This is a genomic window from Ruegeria sp. CE9 (assembly GCF_056537425.1).
Map to the genome: position 1 here is coordinate 64,475 of NZ_JBQFRO010000005.1, position 21,835 is coordinate 86,309.

The 21,835-nt window shown below is 51.5% G+C and carries 12 protein-coding genes; 3 read left to right on the forward strand and 9 right to left on the reverse strand.

Annotation, left to right across the window (positions count from 1 at the left end; genetic code table 11):
- Nucleotides 1-2 precede the first annotated feature (2 nt).
- From ACR0B3_RS11410 to ACR0B3_RS11435, 6 genes are all read right to left on the reverse strand, one after another.
- A complete protein-coding gene (locus ACR0B3_RS11410) occupies nucleotides 3-1,181 on the reverse strand; it encodes a glycosyltransferase (RefSeq protein WP_480809172.1) in 1,179 nt (392 codons plus the stop codon).
- Complete coding sequence (locus ACR0B3_RS11415; RefSeq protein ID WP_480809173.1) at nucleotides 1,178-2,185, reverse strand: DegT/DnrJ/EryC1/StrS family aminotransferase; 1,008 nt, start codon at nucleotides 2,183-2,185, stop codon at nucleotides 1,178-1,180. The genes ACR0B3_RS11410 and ACR0B3_RS11415 overlap by 4 nt, the downstream gene beginning before the upstream one ends.
- Before the next feature lie 396 nt (nucleotides 2,186-2,581).
- On the reverse strand, nucleotides 2,582-3,880 hold the full coding sequence (locus tag ACR0B3_RS11420) for a hypothetical protein (protein WP_480809174.1): 1,299 nt from the start codon (nucleotides 3,878-3,880) through the stop codon (nucleotides 2,582-2,584).
- A gap of 135 nt (nucleotides 3,881-4,015) precedes the next feature.
- The gene (locus ACR0B3_RS11425; protein ID WP_480809175.1) at nucleotides 4,016-4,615 is read right to left on the reverse strand and encodes a polysaccharide biosynthesis/export family protein; all 600 of its coding nucleotides are present in this window, start codon (nucleotides 4,613-4,615) and stop codon (nucleotides 4,016-4,018) included.
- Between the two features lie 640 nt (nucleotides 4,616-5,255).
- On the reverse strand, nucleotides 5,256-7,685 hold the full coding sequence (locus ACR0B3_RS11430; protein ID WP_480809176.1) for a tetratricopeptide repeat protein: 2,430 nt from the start codon (nucleotides 7,683-7,685) through the stop codon (nucleotides 5,256-5,258).
- 66 nt (nucleotides 7,686-7,751) lie between these two features.
- On the reverse strand, nucleotides 7,752-8,444 hold the full coding sequence (locus ACR0B3_RS11435) for a sugar transferase (protein ID WP_480809177.1): 693 nt from the start codon (nucleotides 8,442-8,444) through the stop codon (nucleotides 7,752-7,754).
- Between the two features lie 670 nt (nucleotides 8,445-9,114).
- Between ACR0B3_RS11435 and ACR0B3_RS11440 the strand changes: the two genes are divergently transcribed.
- The 3 genes from ACR0B3_RS11440 to ACR0B3_RS11450 are packed head-to-tail and all read left to right on the forward strand — an operon-like array spanning nucleotide 9,115 to nucleotide 12,585.
- Nucleotides 9,115-10,182 carry an ExeA family protein gene (locus tag ACR0B3_RS11440; RefSeq protein WP_480809178.1) on the forward strand — a complete coding sequence of 356 codons (1,068 nt, stop codon included), beginning with the start codon at nucleotides 9,115-9,117 and terminating at the stop codon, nucleotides 10,180-10,182.
- Nucleotides 10,179-11,735, forward strand: a complete 1,557-nt coding sequence (locus tag ACR0B3_RS11445; protein ID WP_480809179.1) for a GumC family protein — start codon at nucleotides 10,179-10,181, stop codon at nucleotides 11,733-11,735. Before ACR0B3_RS11440 ends, ACR0B3_RS11445 begins: the two co-directional genes overlap by 4 nt.
- 13 nt (nucleotides 11,736-11,748) lie before the next feature.
- On the forward strand, nucleotides 11,749-12,585 hold the full coding sequence (locus tag ACR0B3_RS11450) for a CpsD/CapB family tyrosine-protein kinase (protein ID WP_480809180.1): 837 nt from the start codon (nucleotides 11,749-11,751) through the stop codon (nucleotides 12,583-12,585).
- A gap of 99 nt (nucleotides 12,586-12,684) precedes the next feature.
- Here ACR0B3_RS11450 and ACR0B3_RS11455 read toward each other — a convergent pair whose 3' ends face one another.
- The 3 genes from ACR0B3_RS11455 to ACR0B3_RS11465 all read right to left on the reverse strand — a co-directional run bounded on the left by ACR0B3_RS11455 (nucleotide 12,685) and on the right by ACR0B3_RS11465 (nucleotide 21,621).
- Nucleotides 12,685-13,662 carry a glycosyltransferase family 2 protein gene (locus tag ACR0B3_RS11455; protein ID WP_480809181.1) on the reverse strand — a complete coding sequence of 326 codons (978 nt, stop codon included), beginning with the start codon at nucleotides 13,660-13,662 and terminating at the stop codon, nucleotides 12,685-12,687.
- A gap of 24 nt (nucleotides 13,663-13,686) precedes the next feature.
- The gene (locus ACR0B3_RS11460; protein WP_480809182.1) at nucleotides 13,687-20,133 is read right to left on the reverse strand and encodes an SDR family NAD(P)-dependent oxidoreductase; all 6,447 of its coding nucleotides are present in this window, start codon (nucleotides 20,131-20,133) and stop codon (nucleotides 13,687-13,689) included.
- Between the two features lie 222 nt (nucleotides 20,134-20,355).
- Nucleotides 20,356-21,621 carry an ArnT family glycosyltransferase gene (locus tag ACR0B3_RS11465; protein ID WP_480809183.1) on the reverse strand — a complete coding sequence of 422 codons (1,266 nt, stop codon included), beginning with the start codon at nucleotides 21,619-21,621 and terminating at the stop codon, nucleotides 20,356-20,358.
- Nucleotides 21,622-21,835: the final 214 nt, after the last annotated feature.

A 21,835-nucleotide genomic window follows, 5' to 3' on the forward strand; every position in this document is an offset into this window, starting at 1 on the left:
GATCAGCAAGCAATCTTACTCGCCGCGATCAAATGCTCGGTGCGCTGATCCATGGTATTTTCAAAACAGTGTTCAGATGCAAAATCTCTTGCGCGCCTTGCATGAGCGACTATTTCATCCCGATTGTTGCTTAATGCTGCAACCTTGTGGGCCAATGCTTGGATGTCCCCGGTTGGGACTGTCCAGCCGCTACCAGAGGTTTCGGCAATAGTGCATAGTGCTTCATTGTCGAACCCGACCATCGGCAATCCGCATGACATCGTTTCAGGATAAGTACTTGATGGATCACCCTGTGGGTGAGGACATATGGACAGATCCACTTTGTCTTTTAGGGTCGGCAACCATTGCGTTCGAAAGTCCAATGCACCGTTTAGTGCAACCTGTTCTGACAGACCGAGACGCTGGATTTCTGCATCCAGGAACTGCGTCATTGGTCCGCTGCCATAAATATCGAGCGTGAACGGAGTGCCGGTTTGCTTCAGGGCAAGCGCAAAAGCCGGCAAATAATTTACACCCTTCATTGCGATCAGCCTACCGCCGAATGCAAGGCGGAGCGGACGCTGTTTCGTTAGTCGCGTCGCTCGTTCCGAAAGTTCCAATTCAGATACAATTTCAGATGATCGCACCCTATTGTCCCAAAATACCATCGCGAATCGACTGTCGGCCGAGTAGGCGTCATAGACAGGAAGACCGCTACATTGCAGCCCCGCGGCCCGAGCCACCATGGCGCGGCGCGTGCGCGTGGCTTTTCGTAGCCAGCGTTTTTTGCGCCAGCGGCGCCATAAGCTTGGTGTCTCCGCATCAGCGATCTGAAGTTCAGTTTGGGGTGAATACTCGGCCCAAAAGACTAACGGCACTCCAATTTGATCACAGACCTTAGTCAAGCGATGTTCGAATGGAGAGAGAAAGGTGAAGACAACCGCGGCGTCCGCCAGCCTGGCAGCCAGCTGATCGAGGTTCGAAGGGCGGATTTCTATGGGGGTGATTGGATCATCTGGAAAGAACTCTTGGTGATCCATATCGTCCGTAGCATCTGCGCTGATCTCAACAAGAGATGTCACTCGACCCGGCCATCTGGCCGCGAATTCGGCAACACCTTCCATGTATTTCCGGGTCAGTATGTAGCCGCCACCAGACCCAAGTTGTGCTTTCAAAGGTGGCAAGATGACGAGTTCAGTCATAGGGCGGCAGATACGTCCAACAGCGCTTTGATCTCTTCGCCAATAAATGTGTCTGAAAGCAGAGCCATATCGGGATGAGAGGGAAAATTCAGCACCCGATCATAAAGCAAATTCGTGCTTGGGCATGAAAGTAGCGGGAAATATTGTCGATTGACATCTATCAGGCGCTGTTTACGTTCATCGAGACCTTCGACAGAATCTGGAAAGACGATTGGCAAGCTGCTCGTCACCGGCGCGTCTTCCGGGTCGAGTAATGGGTATAGGTTAAATTCTGCAAATAATGCTGCAATACGTGCCCTCTGCTCTCGATAACGTACTTCCCAACTCGAAACACTCTGAAGCCGTGCGATCTGAAACGCGCACGCTATGTCAGAGAGCTTGGCATTGTTGAACCAGTGCGAGGGGTTGCCAGTTGCAGGACCATAACTCATGAGATCTCTCAATCCTGCAGAGCACTCACGGGGCACGATCATTAGTCCGCCTTCACCAACCCCATAAGGTTTGGTCTGGTGCAGGCTAAATACTTGCCAGGGCCAGTTCGGGACCTTGCGGGCGATTCCGGCGGCATTGTCAATTAGCAGCGGCTTTCCTGTTTTTTCAGAAAATTGACACAGCGCGTCAAAATCCGTGCACATGCCGAAAGGATTGATAGCGATGATCCCGTCGTAGCTGTCCGTGGGTTGGGCGGCCAACTCTTTGATGTCCAAAACCCCGCGTTTGTCGCAATCCAAGCACGTCATATCGGAGAAATAGCCACGGCCAAGATTCTTGAAGCTGTAACTCGGCCCGATCCAACGCAGTTTCGTGACACCAGCTTCTGACGCCATATGGCGTGCCATTAGCTCAAGCCCGATCCCAGCATTGGCGCAAGGCACAACCGCGATGTCTTCGCCAAGCTGCATATGTTCTAGGTATTCATCGGCAAGGCGTTTGCAGAGCGGGCCGAAATTGGCCCAGTGATTTGCGGCCTCACACTCAGCCAACAAATCAGACACAAGCGCCATGTCAGGCCTCTTGTTTTCTATGAAACGTACCGATGGGGATGTGCCGGATTGATAGTGAGTTAATGCATTCAACAAACGAACACCTAATGGAGGATTGCAAAACTATCTTAAAATTATGAGCGTTGAGCCCCGATGGCGTCAATAGTGCGAAGTAAATGGATTAGTGCAGGTTGATCATTTCGGTCCAAATATGGACCACAAAGTAAGGTTTGAAAACGAGCTGCGCATCGATGAAATAACTCAAATATTATGTGCGATTGCTATCCTCATTCTGCAAAAACAGCTAAGTCTGCTGGAGATTTGTATGGTTTCAAACTGATTTCAGTTTGAGGCCTGCAGTGTACCGCAGGAGGCCAGCTGCATTCGACCAGATCCAACTTACCCCCAAGACGGTTACTAGGGTCGCCAAGCAAACTCGCGGCCAATCGAGAAGAACGCCAGTGGACTTGTGGCGCGACCCAGCCCGTCCTCGTCTCGGATACGGTAGTTCAAGCCGGCGTTAAGGATCCATTCCGATTCAAGCTCATAGCTATATATCGCATTTAAATCGGTGCGTTCAACGCGAGGATCGACGGCGGTATCATCGGTAAGAACCTGTGTCGCCGAAAGTCCGAGCCGCGAAGAAGGACCGAGGCCCAATATATAGATGATGTCCAGAACATATTCGTCCCGAAACACATCGTCGTCAGTTATAGCGACATCCCGATTGAAGAAAACCCGGAGTTCGTTCTCTCCGAAGACCTGCTCGTATTGTAGTGATCCAATCGGCTCGGTTTTTCCTCCATCGGTATGAGCAACACCCAAAGTTGCGGAAAATGTCCCGCCAAGAACTTCTCTGCTGCGACCGACCCAAGCTCGGTTTAGGCGCCCGGCCGTTGCGAGTTCGGATTCCAGATCGAACGTTGCGCTGCCGTTTGCCAAGTCGTGCTCTATACCAAAGTTTCCGATTGGCCCGGTGGTCTGCCTATCACCCGATATTTCACGGCGATCATCGATATCCGTGTAGCCAAGCCCAAATTCCAGGCGAGTAAGCGCAGTAAATTCATGAGACAGGCCGACTACAATGTCTTTAGTTCGCCGGTCCCGCTGGTCTGCGTCATCTTCTTGGAAACGTTCCGCGCTAGCGTCGATTGTAGCAGCGGTTGTAGGACTCAATTGAAAGCTAACACCGGCCCCTCCACTAACCGTGCTGTTGTCGAAAAGGGTCGGACTTGTTTGGTCGATATACCTTAGGTCCTGTGTATCTACGCGAAAATAATACCCGATCAGATCCTGCCGGCCGAAATCCATTTGGAAAGCCAGATTGTATTCCCTGCGCGTACCGTCACCAACCAGATCCGGGAAATCGGACGGGATGCGCAGTACTCCGTCGTCATCGATGAATGTACGCAAGGATCGCGAAAATCCGATATCATAACTTGAGAAATCAGCACCAAAGTCTAGCCCGGCGTTGGCACCTTCGCGAATGTAGCTGAAATCGAAAATGGAGTCGCCTAAGTCAAACTCATTGTCCCTGTCGGGCAAATCGGACCAGCGCAGGGCTGTCACGGCGTCAAGACTTAAACTCTGAATCGGAGTTTCGCTGGATAGTCCAAACGACAAGATCGTCGACGCAATTGTGCCATGCCCTTCTTCGGGGACATCGAGAGATAGATTTTCACCAGATTCAATGCGTTGAGCAATTCCCAAAGTCATTTGGGGACCACCGGGGTCCAAGTCTACGCCTTGAGCGTGGGATTGACTGCCGAGATTTGCGACTAGGCAAACGGTGCCAAGAAACACCGGTGGCAGAACAAACTTTGGTCTCACTGCTTCGCCCCTTTGTCGGCGTTATTCGAACAAGCGCCGTTGTGGGATTACGATTACGTCACCATTGACCAGCTTTGTCGATCCGCCTGTTCCCGTCCCGTCTAACATCGCATCGTAATTGAACTGGTATACCGATTCTTTACCTGATTTGTCGGTGCGTCGCAGCATTATCCGTTTTGTGGCCGCAAACCGAGAAAACCCGCCCATTTCCCCAAAGAACTGGAGAAGTGTGGTCCCACGTACCGGGGTATACCTGCCAGGAGACCCGGCTTCGCCGATCACGTAGACATCAATTGTGGTCGGCGGCAGTGGTTCTAGCGGAACGTTGAGGGCGCCCAAGGAAACATAAACATTTGGTGGGGACGCAAAATTTGGGGTCAGCAATCGAGTTAGCTCTTCACCGATCTGCTCGACACTTCGCCCCCCGGCGCGAAGAGAACCCGCAAGCGGCACGTTGATTCGTCCATCCGGGCGCACCAACACCTCACGGTTCAAGCTCTCGTCCTCAAGAACTTCGATGCGCAACGTGTCTCCCGACTGAATGCGATAATCCTGGGCCTCTGCCTTGGCAGCTATAGCTCCGACAACGACTGAAACAATTAGCCCGAAAATAGATCTCATAGCCTACTCTTTCGATTATCCTTTAGTTTTCTCGGCCGTCTACAGAACATTTAACAACCCGTACCGTCATATTTTGCCTCGCATTGGCAAAGAAAGCTACGTTTTCTTCCAGCTTTTTGAGTGTTTACATTTCATTAGCGGAATTTGGGCAACTAAGGGGGTTGGAGCGTTACCTCTGGTTGTTAACGATTTGGGCATGATTACGCCGTATTTGTGCTTTTAGTTCGCCTTATTGGCGAATTAGCGTTACAGTCGGAGAAATCTTTGGATACTATTGATGCTATGATGGCTGGGCTAATTTTGATGGGAATGCTTGTAGGGGCGCTTTTTAGCGGCTTAGCCTTCGCTTCGGGCATGTCGATTATCGCCGCCTTTGCAATCTACGCGGGAGTAGGCGTCATATGTATACTGAGCATCGTAGCTTTCGCTTACGCTCGTGAGCTTTTGATATCTCGTGCTTCATCCGAACAACACACAACTCAACACGTTAGCTAGTTGGGTCATATATCAAGGCTAGAGCAGCTTCTTCGACTGGTTACACGTGGGATCTGCTCACATGTTTTGACGCGTGCAAAAGCGATCCCAAGATAGACGCGATGTTAGGGTTTTTGCCGGATTTCAGCGGCTGCCGTAAAAAGTTTCATTTGCGTTTTGCAATGTCGTTCAGCAGCTCTTTTGCTCTGGCTTCCTGGGGCAACATGTGCTGCTCGGAAAGTTCAATCGCTTTGGTCAAGGAGTCGCGAGCTTCGCCATTGCGACCAAGCGCCCAATAAACTTCCCCAAGATGGTAAAGTGCCTGCGGATTACCCGGCAAACCAGCAACTGCGCTTTGAAGGTATGCCAGCGCTTCTGTGTTGTTGCCGCGGCGGTAAGCAATCCAGCCATAAGTTTCCTGAAAGGCGGGCTCTTCTAGTCCCCGCAACCGCCTCGTAACGGTGTGCGCGCGATCAAAACTTTCTTCGTCTTCTCGATGCGTTGCAAGCAGGCTGCCAAGATTATTGGCGATAATCAGGCTGTCTGAATTGTCAGCATAAAGCGTTTCGTAGATCTCGATTGCACCTTCGTAGTCCTTCAATCGCTCTAGCTGCTGGGCCCGCATCAGTCGAGGGAGTTCCAAGCTTGGCTCAGCTGCGGATACCGTGTCGATCAATCTCGCCAATTCTTCTTCTTGCTTCTGAGCGACCAGAATTTGGCCGAGTTCGAGAAGAGAGTTCTGGTCGTTGGGCGATTGCTCCAGCAACCCGCGATATATGGTTTCCGCTTGTTCAAATTCATCACCTGCCACGTTGATGCGAGCGCTTTGGAGCCGCAAGTTCGGGTTCTCCGGATCGCTCTCCAGTCGTTCACTCAAAAGGCTACGAGCAGCTTCTAAGTCGTCGTTCTGAACAAGAACATCGATCAGCTTCGCAACCGCTGTGGTGTTGTTAGCATCATCTTCGATAAGCTTGCTTAGAAGCGCGACAGTATCCTGAACCCGGTTTTGTTGAAGCAAAGTGGCGACCTCGATTTGATCGGCGGATGCCAGTGCGGCTGGTCGTTCTTGCGCGCGTAACTGCCAAAGAACACGCGTAACACCATTCCAGTTCTGTTGTTGCAACCGTGTTTCCGCGAGAGTCACGAGTAAATCGATGTTGTTGGGCGCAAATTGCAGCGCGTCAACAATCACGCTTTCAGCAAGGTCAATACGTCCAACTCGAATCAAGAAATCGGCATAGCGTAAGGATTCTCTTGCTGCTTGCGCAGAAGCTTCAACAGCGAGTGCGTAACGCTCGCCAGCCAGTTCCCGCGCGCCGGCACGCTCGTGCGCTCTGCCCATCAGAACCATGATGTCAAGATCTCGGGGGGCGCTAGCCTGAGCGGTACGCAGTGTAAGCACAGCGTCGTCTGTCAAGTCGTTCTCAATTTGCCATGCCGCACGCATTTTCAAAGCTTCAACATGACCAGGTGATGCCAATAGAGCGTCGTCTATGAGCGCCTTCGCTTCATCAGCATTGCCAATACTCACATACATCCGCGCAAGGTTCACTTTGAGTGACGCCGAGGCCTCGGAAGAATCTTCTTTATCCAAGAGCTCTTTCATTGTTGCGATTGCGGGCGCGGTATCTCCTTCTTCAAAATCCAAGGCGGCGCGGGTCGCATGATATGAATCGTTTTCAGGGTCCGCCGCGATCAGGCTTTCCAGTTCAACCCGCGCGCGCGCAGCACCTTGAGTGCGCCAAAGGAAGTTTACGACTCCAAGGAATTCGCCTGTTCCCGCATCTGGGGCAGAGGCCAGATCACGCAAAAAAGCCTCTGCGCCAGCAACATCGTCTTGTCCAATATACCAAGAAAGCAGCGCATCTCGCGAATCTTGATCATCTGGAAAGCGCTCAGTCATAGTTCTTAGCAGCTCACCCACTCCGTGCGTGTCATTTTGCTCGGATCGCAAGCGCAATTGAACCACAAACAACTGGTAGTCATCAGGATGATGAGAAAGGGCTGTTTCGATATTTTGCAATGCAAGGTCGTAGTCGGCCGCAGTAATCGCGTGGTCAATCACCAGCCGCCATGCCAGTCTGTCTGACGGAACTTCCTTCAATCGGTCTTTTGCGGCGTTCAGGGGGCTGCTTAGTGCGGAAATGTCATCAGACTGGATTGCCTCTCGGTATTTCAAGGCAGCTTGCAAGAATACGGCATCAGCATTTTGAGGGTCTAATTCGAAGGCTTTTCGCCCGTGTAGGAACGCCGTCTCCCAGTCACCGAACTCAAGTGACATACGCGCTAAGGCAATTCGGGCATCCAGAAGGTCGGGGAACTGCTCAACAACTTGCGTATATTGGTTTCGAGCTGCATCTGTTTCCCCCTGGCGTTCCAGGGTCTTGGCTAACAGAAGTCTGCCGCCCTTATGCTGATCGTTGTACTTGATTACGTTACGCAGCTCGATCAGCGCGCGGTCTACATCGCCTTCTTCAAGCAGATCGAGTGCGGATACGAAGTGACGCTCTGCTCGAGTTTCCGAGTCTTCGCAGCCTACAAGTATCAGGAGAGAGCAGATTGCCAAAAATGGCAACAAAAGCAGACTTCGTGGCATTTCCAACCTTCAGCAAAGCGTCCTCGCAGAGGAACTCGGTTCACAAAATGCTACAGCGCATAGAGCTTAGTAACCAGTTCCGCGAAAGACGACACCGGCAGTGGCGTACATAATGCTCAAGTCCGTTTTCAGAGACAAGCGTTGGAAATAAGTTGCGTCAAAGTCGGCTCGGCTGGCAAAGCTGCTGTCGTTTCTGTCTGAAACCTGCCAAAGACCCGTAATACCCGGGCGCATCTCATAATACGCGGTGCCAGGGTACAGCCCTTGCTGATTTGGCATCATGGGACGCGGCCCCACAAGACTCATGTCGCCTTTCAGCACATTGATCAGCTGTGGCAGCTCATCCAACGAGGTTTTCCGCAACACGCGACCAAGCAATGTGATGCGCGGATCATTCTTGAGCTTTTGTGTCTCGTCCCATTCTTTTCGCGCAACAGGGTTTTGGGACAGATAGCTTTCGAGCTTGGCGCTGGCGTCAGGGACCATGGTGCGCAATTTCCACATGGTGAAATGTTTGCCTTCACGTCCCACGCGTTGCTGCTTGAAGAAAGGGTCACCACCACCGAGCGCCAAAAGCGCAGCCAAAATCACAACCAATGGAACTACGATCGGTAGAGCTAGCAGCACAAACACTATGTCCAAGCTGCGCTTGGCCACATCTTTGTAAAAACAGGCAGCATCTCTGGAAATCACGTCCGAGCTATGCGCTGTGCGTATCGACTGAATTTTATACGGGGCTTGATTGTACCGAACGGTCATTGTTTAACAATTCACTCTTTAACCAAGACCTTGAAATCGGTCTTATTTACTCACAAACACCCTCTGAAGAGGGCACTACACCACGCAAGCTGCTAAGAAAGATTAAGGCAGAATTGTGCCGGCAGCCTTATTTGCACCGTCACTCTAACACTATCTTAACGGCTAGTGCAAACCTCTAAGGAAAAAATTGCACCTTGGTGGGGTCAATGATCCGCTACATGCGCGATTGTTTCGGAAATGAGGATGACCATTTGGCGAAAGGCTGTGTTCAGTGCCGTCAGCTCCTCTTGGTTAGAATAAGTTTATGTCGTACCTCGCCTGATGATGAAGGGTCTTTTCAATTAGTTACCTAGTTCACTGTGGTTAGGCGGGAAAACTGCGATACTTGTATGCGAGTTAAGGTGGTTTTGGGTGCGAAAGGAGGAATCGCCTGAGATTTTCGGTGCTTGGGCGAGGTACAGTCCTGACAGTGAAACAGAAATGTTTTATTCTGTGAGTGTTGGGATCGGTTGCACCGGTATTACATGATGATCAATCTACTGTGACCGAAGTATGTACTTTGTTAGGCATAACGCTCTAGGTCCAACAGGTGACGACGATTGAAAGGTGCAGGGCCACTTGATGGTTCAGCCGCCGCCATCATTGTAGTATTCGGTGTTGGATATCAAACTTGGGCCTTATCTGGCAGAAGTACAAATGCAGGCTGGCTTGCTCGTGCCATAAGAAAGACAAGAATCTAGTACAAGGATCAGGGCAACGGGCCTCTTCAAGTAGTAAAGAATACGTGGTTTGCCGAGAGTTGGCGGAACTAACACAAGTAAATGAGTACCAAAAGTTGAATATTAGCCCAACAAATACGACAGGCGAGTCAAACCCGCGAAGCTCGCTTGACATTTATACCGCTCACTTCGGACTGAGTGAGCGACCTTTCTCTTTGTTGCCTGATCCCGAGTTTCTGTTCTGGTCCAAGACACACCTGCAAGCCTATACGATGCTGGAATATGGCATTCTAACTCGTGCGCCAATCACATTGATAACCGGTGAAGTAGGGGCCGGGAAAACGACACTCCTGCAACATCTTCTGAATTCGATTGGTGGAGATGTAAAAATCGGCCTGATCTCGAATGCACATGGTGATCGGGGAGAGTTGCTGCGTTGGGTTTTAATGTCGCTCGATCAACAGGCTCCGGCTGATGCAACATATGTTGATTTATTTGCTGCGTTCCAACAGTACCTGATCGATGAATATGCCAAGGGGCGCAGGGTTATTCTGATCTTTGACGAAGCACAGAATCTGAGCTCTGAGTCTCTTGAAGAGTTAAGGATGTTCACGAATATCAATTCCAACAAAGACGAGTTGTTGCAATTGGTTCTTGTAGGGCAGCCCGAATTGCAGGACGTTATTCGTCGCCCTGAGATGCGGCAGTTCGCACAGCGTGTGGCGTCAAGCTTTCATCTACGGGCCATGGATAAGAAAAATGTGCGAAAATACATCGGCCACCGACTGCAAGTAGCAGGCGCCGAACGCAATATTTTCAGCCCGGGTGCAACTGACTATATCTATGAACTTACGGGAGGTGTTCCGCGTTTGGTCAATCAACTCTGCGATCTAGCGATGGTTTACGCCTTTACACGGGGCCGGAAAGGTGTCGTGCGACACACCATTGAACTGGTCGTTGCCGATGGTGCATTTTTTGCAGCCAGTTTAACGAGTCAAGCAAGTGGGCAAATGCCATGATGGGTGAGTTGCGGTTCTATTCTTCGTTGGTTTTGCGACGATTGCCTTTGCTGCTTTTTGTTGTGGTTTGCTGCACGACTGCCGGGTTGATTTTTGCTTTTACTTTGCCGCCAGTCTACAAGGCACAGTCTCGGCTGGTGGTCGAATCTCCACAGATTCCCGGAGAACTTGCGTCGACGACGGTGCAGGCCAGTGTTGTAGAAATCTTAGAAGTTATTCAGCAAAGGCTGCTAACTCGAGTGAATCTGTTGGATTTGTCTCGCCGATACGGTATCCACGCCAGCCAACCGAACCTCAGACCAGACGAAATCGTGGATGACATGCGTGCACGCATTGAGATTCACCTGCCGTTGGATACTCGTAATAGGGCTTCCTTTGTTAATGTTTCATTTGCCGCGCCTACCGGTGAAATGTCGGCGCAGGTTACCAACGATCTTGTGACCCAGATATTGCAAGAAAATGTGGCCATGCGCACAGGCGTCGCAGGACAGACATTGAATTTCTTTGTTCAGGAGGTCGCGCGACTGGATTCGGAACTGGCAGATCAGGGCGCAAAAATCCTTGAATTCAAAGAAGCGCACAGTGAAGCATTGCCCGACAGTTTAGAGTATCGCAGGAACCGTCAATCGTCGTTGCAGGAAAGATTACTGCAGCTTGATCGTGAGTTATCCGGACTACGGGACCGACGCGCGCGTTTGGTCGAAATCTATGAACGCACCGGCCGAGCCGATCTGGCCGGAGAAAGCCTGTCCCCCGAGCAGCGTCGCTTGCGGCAGCTACAAGATGAAAGGGCGTCGGCGCTTGCGATATATTCTTCGGATCACCCGCGTGTAAAGTCACTGGATGGCCAAATTGCAGCGATGGAAGCTGCCAACATAAAGCTTGGGCTTGGTACGGAGACAGCTCCAAACTTTACTGCTTTCGAGCTACAGGTCGCCGATATAGATGGCCAAATTGAATTTATCGAAGAGCAGAAGGCGATACTCAACAACGAACTGGATGAGTTGGCCAAGTCAATTGATGCCACCCCTACAAATTCGATTGCATTGGGAACGCTTGAGCGCGACTACGAGAATTTGCGGCTTCAATATGCACAAGCGACGGCCAGTTTGGCAGAGGCGCGCACGGGCGACCAGATTGAAGCTCAATCGAGAGGTCAGCGTATTACAGTGACCGAGCAAGCAGTCGTCCCAAGCGGTCCAACCGAGCCGAACCGAAAGATGATCGCGGCGCTCGGCTTTGTTGGTGGGGTGGGGCTTGCCGGCGCAATATTCCTTTTGTTGGACGCTTTGAACAACACAGTGAGAAGACCGACCGACCTTGTTTCGCGACTTGGAGCTCCAGCCTTCGGGACGGTCCCTTACATCCAGACCAGAGGTGAAGTTATCGCACGTCGCAGCCTTGTTGCGGCCAGCTTGATCCTCCCGTTTGTTGGAATTGGGATCGGGTTGTACCTGGTGCACGAATACTATTTGCCGCTTGATCTTGTCCTCAAGAAGGTCACAGAAAGGCTGGGGTTCGATTCTCTGCTTGACCGCTTGAATCTGGGTTGACGGGAAACGCGCTATGGAACGTATACAATCTGCTATCCAGAAAGCACGAGAGGCTCGAAACATCAACGAGGAACCTGAGGTCAAAAGAGCCTCTCCTTCTGAAGTGGTTTTGGGTAAGAAAGGACAAACCCGCACTCCCTCGGATCATCAGATTTGGGCTGATCTGTCACAAATTCAGTTGTCTACCGACCATTTACATCGTGAGCGCATCGTAACTGATCGGGTTTGTGATGAGGGTGCACCTTTCGACGTTCTGCGAACTCGTCTCATGCATCATCTTCGTGAAAATGATTGGCGGCGCGTCGCGATCACTTCACCGGGTTCCGCCTGTGGCAAGACAACGTTATGTTTGAACCTGGCATTCAGTTTTGATCGTCAGCGTGACGTCAAAACAATGTTGATAGATTTTGATATGCGGCGTCCAAGCGTGGATAAAATCCTAGGACAGCCTGGACAGCGAAATTTTGCGCGCGCTCTCGAAGGGAAAGACGCACCTGAAAAGCATTTGCTTTGCAAAGATGGTAAACTGGCATTTGCAACAAACACCAAGCCAGTACGTGATTCCGCCGAACTCTTGCAAGATAAGGCTTCAGCTCAGATTATTGACCAGTTGGAAGCGCGGTATGATCCAAACGTTATGTTGTTTGATACACCGCCGATGTTGGCGTGCGATGATACCTATGCGTTCTTGGATCAGATCGACTGTGTTCTGTTGGTTGCTGCGGCGGAACGCACAACCGCAGAGGAATTAGAGAAATGTCAGAGAGAAATTGAGGCGCGGACAAACTTTCTGGGCGTTGTTCTGAACAAATGTCGTTATCTTGATAAGTCAGATAGTTATGGCTATTGAGCTTTGGTATCCGTCAGACTGAGCGCTGTTTGCGCAAGTGAATTATCGACAATGGCTACTTTCAAAACAAAGGAAGCTCGACAAGCAGACTAAATTAGCTCACTTGTTTAAAGGACGGCGAGAACTTGGAGTAGCAACGAGCGCCGCAAGATCTCGTTTGGCCATCGTGCGCAGATAACCAGGTGCGAAACCTCGGTCTTTGCCAGTCAGTTTGCACCTTAAATTGTGTAAACCACCACAAAATATGTGCAACAGAGTCGCTGTCATCGCATAGCTTCTTCCGTGGTTTTTGGTAAAATAATGAAACCGGCTATCGTACCAATAATCAGGTGGCTTGGCCCATGTCTTCATGCCGGTCGAGACCGATCCGATATGCATAACCACACTGTCGGGGACAAAGGCAATGTCGTAATCAGCTGCGCGCACCCTGCGGCACAAATCTGTTTCTTCGAAATAGAGAAAGAAAGTTTCATCAAACAGCCCGATTTGATCAAGCACCTGTTGTCTCATCATCAAGCTAGCGCCTGAAAGCCAATCCACATTTGTTGTTGTGTCTAGGGTTTCGATGGGGACACGGTATCTATCCAAAAGCTTCGTAACTGGTCCAAAGCAGATTGCCCTTTCGACTTCGCTGAAAAGCGAGGGGAACCTAAATGTCGATGTATGACGTTCTCCGTCTTCAGTTTGCATATAGCTGCCTGCAAATCCGGTTTTTGGGTTTGCCACCAGGTGGTTGTACAGGACTTTGATTGCATTGGGCTCCGGGAAGGCATCAGAATTCAGTACATATACAAAGTCCGGTCGGCTGCCATCTGACATTCCTGCATTTATGCCGACATTGTTACCGGCGCCGTATCCGCCATTGCGACCAGATTGAACGACGCGCGTGCAGTCCCAGCCCTTAGTCAAGACATGTTCTTGCATGAACTCGAATGAACCGTCACTGCTGTCGTTGTCTACGATGACAATTTCACCGGGCATACCGCGCATTGCAACGCGCGCCGCCTCAGTGGCCCTGAGCGTCATGTTGGCCGTTTTGTAGTTTAATACGATTGTGAGGAGTTTCGGATCAGGCATCGGTGCTTTGGTTCTATGCTATGATTACTCCGCTGCATCCTGGAAACGAATTGAGTTTCGTGCAGGCTCGTTAGCCTTTTCAAGGTAGCGTTTGATCCGGGCAGCCAACACCCGCACATTCGGCTCTAAAACCATGCTGTCGTGATCTCCGGGAACCTCGAACACCTCGATGTTAGGCGCATGCTTGGTCCAATCGTTATCATCATACAGATAGTTGCGATATTCACTCACCAACCGACCACCGACGACCCATTTCGGAACCAGTGGCGGCCGGAACAACGCCAGTTGCCCGTTCCACGGCTTAACCTGATAGGTGCCGACACTTTCTAGGAATGCGTCTTGGATGGCGGCATTGTGGAATTGCTGCCCTTCCTCGAATATTTCTTCATTATCTTGCCTATTGCCCAATGCACGATCAATTCGTCGCTTGAACCAGTTAACAGCAAAGCCAGGCCCGCCTTCTTGCAGATTCATCAGCTTTATCTTTATGTTATCAGATCGGTCTACCGGCGGGCGTATTGGAAGAGGTGTATCCAGCAAGACGATTGCCGATACTTCTTCTCCTGCTGCCGTCAGCTGCTGTGCAATCTCATAGGCAGTTATTCCACCGCCGGAGAATCCGCCGACCAAGTACGGTCCAGTGGGCTGTACCTGACGCATTTCCGCGATGTAGTCTCTTGCGGCCGCTTCGATAGATCTGTGGGGTTCTTCGTCACCGAATAATCCACGTGCCTGTAGACCGTAGAATGGTCGGTCATTACCGACAAGATGTGCCAGATGTCGTAGATTGAGCACGTTCCCGAACATGCCTGCAACTAGGAAAAACGGAGTCTTGGTTCCTCCTTCGCCACTGTGCATCGGCACCAGATGTGTAAAGCGCCGTTCCGGAGCTTTGGGTTGTTCACTATCGGTTGCCTCTTGGCTTTCATCGCCATGAACACCCTGTGCGGCAATGAGCTCTGCACATTTCCGGATGGTGGGTGCTTCGAATAATACTGAGATTGGAAAATCCACCTGATACGCCTTGCGAATCTGCGCGAACAACCGAACGGCTATCAATGAGTGGCCACCAAGATCGAAGAAACTATCTTCGACCCCAATTTGGTCGACACCCAACAGGTCTTCCCAAAAGTCCGCGAGCCGTTCTTCAATCGCGTTTCCGGGGGCGACATAGTCGCTGTCGAGTTGGGGCCTTTCGAATTTTTGCCCATCGTCACCGTCTTCGCTGCTTGTTTGCCCGGCCTGAGCGATCAGACCATTCAAATCAAGCGACGAGAGGATGATCTGATTTTCTTTAGACCCCAAAGCGGCAAAGAACAAATCAGCACCTTCTTCAGATTTTATGCCTTGTGAAAGGTTATGCCTTAGCCGTTCTTCAGCAAGAGATAGCGGCCGGGAAGCTTCATCTTCTGTTGTCGTAACAGCATCAGACGCAGTCTCGGCCAAATTTGCAAATCCGGTCAAACTCTCCATGCGGCGGATAGAAAAGTCGGAAATTTCGACGCAAACTGTTCCATCTGGTGCTGCAATAGTAATGTCAAAACTGGCGATCTCGGCATCTGATCGATTGTTGCCGCTGTTGCGAACCCAACTGACTACCTCGGATGGCAGAGCGCCGAGAACTTTCACGGAACGATACGACACCGGCACCCACAGGTGCTCACCTTCGTAGTCGCTGATCAATTGCATTGCCCAACCAGTTGCCAGATCCATCATGCCTGGGTGCAAAAGATAGCCGTCTCGGCTATCTTCTTTGGCGACATCCGGCAGGCGCAAAAACGCAAGTCCTTCGTTATTTCCATAGGCTGTTGATTGTAAGGTTCTCCAACGCGGTCCAAACTTCAGATGAACTTCCTGAGGTGCGCTGATCCATCCCAGTTCGCCAGCTTCCAGTCGTTTTCCACAACGTTCTTCGATTGCCGCAATGTCTAGCGGCGGAATAGCGTCAAAGGCGAGCATGGATAGACCTGCTTGCGCGTTGACTTCGAAATGCCCGTCAGCGCCACTTTCCACCAAAAAGTCGTATCCTGCATCACTGCGAGGCAGAGTAACGCGGATTTCGCGGGATTCGTTATCTGGCACGGCAAGAGGGCGGAGGAAATAAAGATCCTTGATCTCGAACGCGGATTTTTCTCCGAGTGCGCGCAATGTTTGCGTGGCGAGTTCTAAATAGCCAGTCCCGGGAACCAAAGCATCGCCGGCCTTTGTCCGGTGATCGTTCAGAAACCAGCGTTCGGAGGCACGGTAAGTCGCTGTAAACTGGCGGTTGCCATTATTGTCGAAGCTAGCCTTGTCCAGCATCGACAGCCCGGCGTCTGTAACAGGTGGTGGAGTGTGAGAACCTGTGCGAGTTTCCATGGCGTCGGCGGCCATCCCAACATCAGCCCAAATACCCCAATTGATAGACAGAACGCGGGTCTTGTCGTCCTGGCGAGACTTCGCATACGCGTTTAGAAACTCGTTTGCCGCAACATAATCTACTTGCCCTATAGGTGCGGTGGCCGTCGAACTTGAAGAAAACAAAATCAACCAATCAAGGGCCCCGTCAGGAAACACTTTCTCCAGAACTTGGGTGCCATGAATTTTGGGTGCAAATACATCCTCTATGCTGGTGGCATCCTTGGCCAATATGGGGCCATCATCGATGTGACCTGCCGCGTGAACAACACCTGATACTGGCCCTAGCTCTGCTTCGACCTGCTTCCGCGCCGCTTCCATATCTTCAACGTTCGAGACATCTGCTGCGACCGGAAGGACACGTCCACCCATCGCTTCCAACCGACGAATTGCTGAAATACGACGAGCGACTGACGAATTTGGAACGGAATTGGCAAGAATATCGTCCCAACGGTCGCGGTCTGGTAAGCCGCCGCGCGATAGCAGAGCCACTTTGGCCTTGCAGCGCGATATCAGAGCTTCCGCCAACGTTAAGCCTATGCCGCCAAAACCACCTGTGATCAGATAGACACCGCCGTCTCTGAGCGTCGGCAGAGCGTCTGGTGCTTCGTCGATTGTCGTAGGCTTATATGTTAGCGAGTACCGTCTGCCATTGCGAACTAGCGCCGTTCCGTTGCTGGGTTCAGCAAGCGCTTCTTCGAGGATATGTTCAACCAACTGCTCAGTTCTGTTGGTGTCGATTGAGTGCTTGTCGTCGCGGGCGGCTATATCCAGATCCAGCGTAGCAACAGTAAGATTGCTGAATTCCCTGGGTATGACCCGGGCGGGGCCCGCGATAGTAGCTTTTTCGGGATGAGGCAATTCTTCATTCCGACGCTGAGCCGCCCCCGAACTGAGCACACAAATGTGGATGTCATCGGGTAAATCTTCACCACCGATCGCCTGTGCAAGAAAGAAGAGGCTATAAAAGCCTTGTTCCTGCACCCGGTGAAAGAAGCTTGAACCTGGGCGGAAGCTTTCGTCACCGGTTATCATCCAGCCGTGGAGGATCCGATTGGGTACCATATTCCGCGCGTTCAAATCCGAGATAAGCGCATCATAGCTCTCGCGACCGCGTTCAGGCGCGATGATGTACTGCTTATCTCCAACCCGCGCGAAGGTGTCACCTGGGGTGACTGTGACAACAGTATGCCCTGCAGAGCGGAGTCTATCGGTCGCCTTTTCGACTAATCCGGTATCGTCCACAAATGCCAGCCAGGTTAGTTGCGGTGCTTCCGAAAGGTCACCGGTAACATCTACGTCGCACTCTGCGTAGCGCGGTAGCCATGTTGGTCGGAAGCCCCACTCAGTGGGGTCTTCATTTCTGATTAGCCATTGGTTTTCATCTTCTGCGGCGTTCTTTCCGGGTTCAATGAAGTATGGCGATTGTTGAAAGGCGTAAGTCGGGAGCGGAACATGGCGCCGACGCGCGTCTCCCCAGATTTGGCCCCAGTCAAATGTACCGCCCACGGCCCAAATACGCCCAAGCATCGCAAGGAAGTAAGTATCATCTGCAATGTCATCATTTGGATGGCGCAAGCTGGAGATGACCTGATTAGCGGTCACTTTATCGTGCTGACCTGCGAGCGATGATAGCGCTTTGCCTGGGCCGACTTCTATGAACACGCGTTCGTTTTGCTGTGCCAGAGTTGTCAGGCAGTCGGCAAAGTGGACTGTGCCGCGTAGATGTTGGACCCAATATTCCGGATCCATAGCCTGCTCATCTGTAATGTATTCGCCAGTCCGATTTGAAGTAAACGGAATTTGTGGTGGGGAAAGGTTGATAGACCGCAGGTAGTCTCCAAATGTCTGCAGGATCGGCTCAAGCATGTGAGAATGGGCTGCGATATTTATGGGTATTCGCTGGCACTCAATTTCTTTCGCCTTAAGGCGGGCCTCCAAATCATCCAGAGCGGCCTGCGGTCCTGTCGCAACGCTCAAATTCGGCGCGTTTACGGCCCCCAAATCTAGATCTTCGCCTAGCAAAGGTTCGAGTTGGCTGGCCGGCAGAGCGATTGATAACATGCCGCCTGCGGGTACTGTGTCAAATAGCTTGCCACGTAGATGAACAAGGCCAATGCAATCTTCAAACGACATGACACCAGCCAAACATGCGGCGGTGTTTTCACCCATTGAATGGCCAACCAGTGCGCTTGGCTCCACCCCCCAAGCTTTCCAAAGCTGAGCCAAGGCAAATTCGGTGATCATGATCAGCGGCAGTTGCACGGATGGTTGCTTTAGTGCTGCCTCTGCCGAGGCATGATCATCTGGCTCAGGCAGCCACAATGCGCGGATGTCATATTCCAGTTTCGGTTGCAGAATCTCGAGCCCTTTGTCCATCCACTCTGCAAAGACCGGCTCGGTCTCATAAAGGTCGCGCGCCATCCCAGCATATTGTGCGCCACCACCTGGGAACATAAACACGTAATCCGGCTCGCTTCCGACGATGGAATGAGTGAACGCGCGCCTTGGGTCACTGTTTTCCAATTGCTCTGCGGCGTCTTCGTGGGATTCGGCGACAATAACGCGACGTCGCTCGAAGGCGCGACGACCCTTTTGCAGTGTCCAAGCGACATCAGCGAGGTCTTGATCGGCGTGCTCGCGCAGGTGGGCGGCCAAGCGTTTCGAATTTGCATCAAGCGCGCCCTTGGTCCGCCCCGATATTGTAAGTATTTGAAACGGCCAGTCTGACGAACTTGATTCTACAATCTGGGGGGCTTCTTCCAACACAACATGTGCGTTGGTCCCACCCACGCCCAAAGAGTTTACCGCCGCGCGGCGCGGGCCTTTCTTTGAAGTCCAATCAGTGAGCCGGTTATTGACCTGAAAGGGCGATGTTTCGAAATCGATTGCTGGATTAGGCTTTTCATATCCCAGCGAAGCTGGAATCTGTTTTTGGTGTAGGGACAGTGCGGTCTTGATCAGGCTTGCCGCGCCCGCCGCGGTATCCAAGTGACCGATGTTTGTTTTGACGGAACCGATTTTACAGAATCCCACTTCTTGAGTGGTTTGGCTGAATGCTTCGGTTAGAGCGGTAACTTCAATTGGGTCGCCAAGATAGGTTCCGGTGCCGTGACACTCAACATAGTCAATCGTATCAGCAGTTATGCCTGCAAGATCATAAGCCTCAGCGATGGCTGCAGCTTGCCCGTCCACCGATGGCGCAAGATATCCTGCTTTTGCTGCACCATCGTTGTTGACGGCCGATCCCTTTATTACAGCCCAGATGTGATCTCCGTCCTCGATTGCGTCCTGAAGACGACGGAGAACGACAACAGCCGCGCCTGAGCCGAATACTGTGCCTTCGGCCCGGTGGTCGAAAGCGTGGCAATGGCCATCGGGCGACAATACTTCGCCTTCTTTATAGATGTATCCGCGATCTTGCGGCAACTCGATGGTGACACCGCCAGCCAGGGCCGTATCACACTCTCCGGTCAGCAACGCCTGGGCGGCATAGTGCGTTGCAACCAGTGACGTCGAGCACGCAGTCTGAAGATTTACAGACGGGCCTTTGAGATCAAGGATATGGCTGAGACGGGTTGAAAGAAAATCCTTGTCGTTACCAGTATGGCGGAGCAGGAACATCCCAACATTGTCGACCAGATCGCGATTAGAGCAGACATTGAAATAGAAATAGCTGCCCATGCCGCAGCCAGCAAAGACACCTATGGGCCCCTTGGTGTGCTCTGGCATATGCCCGGCATTCTCAAGCGCTTCCCATGATACCTCAAGAAAGCGGCGGTGCTGGGGGTCCATGATTGCAGCTTCTTTAGGTGACAGCCCAAAGAACTCAGCATCAAAATTTTGAAAATTCTGCAGCGGTGCCGCTGCTGGCACATAGTCAGGGCGGTTCAATCGATAGGCTGCTTCGCCGGCATTCAACAGCTCTTCTCGGCTGTAGTGCCGGATCGATTCTATGCCTGCCCGAAGGTTCCGCCAATAATCCTGTATGTTGTCGGCACCAGGCAGATGGGCGGCCATGCCAACAATCGCAATATCATTTTCGGACGCAGGGTTCTCAGGTTTGGTATTCATAAAACAACCAGATCGATAACATAAACAACTTAGTTTGATTTAAGGGCATTATGGCGCGAAGTCATGCTCATTCTATGAGGATACACGAAAACTCGTTGGAAATGTGGCCTACATCTAGTTTTGGCGGCATATTTGAAGTGATCTTTCATTCCGCGGGTGTTGCGGGTCGGACCTGGCAATGGGGCTGGCGGTGGATCTAGGCACGCGTTTTGCTCTTTGTCTTCAGCGCCGTCTGATTGATCTCAGGTAGTTTTCGATCACCGCCGAAAGGAATATGGCGTTCGTGGATATTACCAGCCAGTCGAATGGCAGTCGGAACCTAACGCGTGTAAAAAACAATGCATAGGCAAGTCCGGCAGCTATCCAAAGTCCAAGAAACAGAGCTTCCAGTGGCTTCATCGGATAATGTCTTATCATGAATAAACGGCACAATAGTGGGCCTACGATCAATGCCATCCAGGCGCTAAAAAGGATGATCTCGCGCGCACCGACAGGGATCGAAGATGCCCCACCCTCAAGCACTTTGTCCGACATCAGTTGGTTGCTGAAATGGAACCAATGTAAGAATTTCCCCAGATACCGTTGAGCGAATCGCGTTGGATCAGCGGCGATCTCGTCGAATGCGGCCTTGGTCATGATGTCATTGCGTTCGGCGTCACTCTTGCCGGTGATCTCAGTGTAAACGTATTCAGGGAAACGCACGTTGAGACTTGTATTCCAGCGCGCATTTGCGGTGTTACCAGCTAACAAATTGTACCCAGAGCTTGTCGCGACCGGGATGAATGTATCAAACGTGAGCCAATTGCGCAGAGTCCAGCACCCGACCATAGATCCGGATACCAATCCGAAGATCAGAATCGCCAGGAACCATTTGCGCGACAGGTATACGATCCACAGAACAAAAACAGGAGTGACCAATAAGACGATTGGGATTGTCAGAACCAGTCCGCCGAAGGCCATCCCACCGAATACCAGTGGTTTAAGCCACTGGCCATCGCGCAACCCATCGAGAAACCACAGGGTTAGGACAAGCATGAATCCTGCAAGTGTCTGAGGGTACAGGGTAGTTGATGTGTATATCACAACCGGCCAAACAGAGATCATAGCGACGGCAAGCAGCCCGGCGAAGGCGCTTGTATGGCGTCGTACAAGCTGAAAAATCATAATGAGGCCTAATCCGACGAGAGCTGCGTTCGCCAACCTCGCCTCGACCAGATCCGCACCAAATGCCGCAAATGGGGTCAAAAAGAATACCAAGCCTGGGGCTCGATAAGCATCGGGTTGTCCTGGTTCAACTGCGAAGATGCCGGTTGTTGCCAGATTGTGTGCTGTCGCTAGAAAATCGGGTTCATCAGCTGATCGGACAACATCACCCGTATGGATGATCAGTATCCAGCAGACGGCAGTAACGAAGCCGGCTAAAGCGTAGGCGATTGAAGCCTCTCTTCCTTCAGTTTGATCTTTAAACCAAGACAACACAATCAACACTCAGACTCCCGAATACTCAAATCGAATTGGACTTATACAAAAATTCAACAGTTTGGCACCGCCTATATGCAGAGAATTCTCGTCTGAATCAGTGCAGTCAATATAAACACGCAAGCAGGACTCGTTTCCTAGGCAGTTGCATGTCCAACGAGCACACTTTTTGGCATCTGCGAATGATAGGAGTTGCCAAGTTTGAACGGTGCGTTGAGTGAAA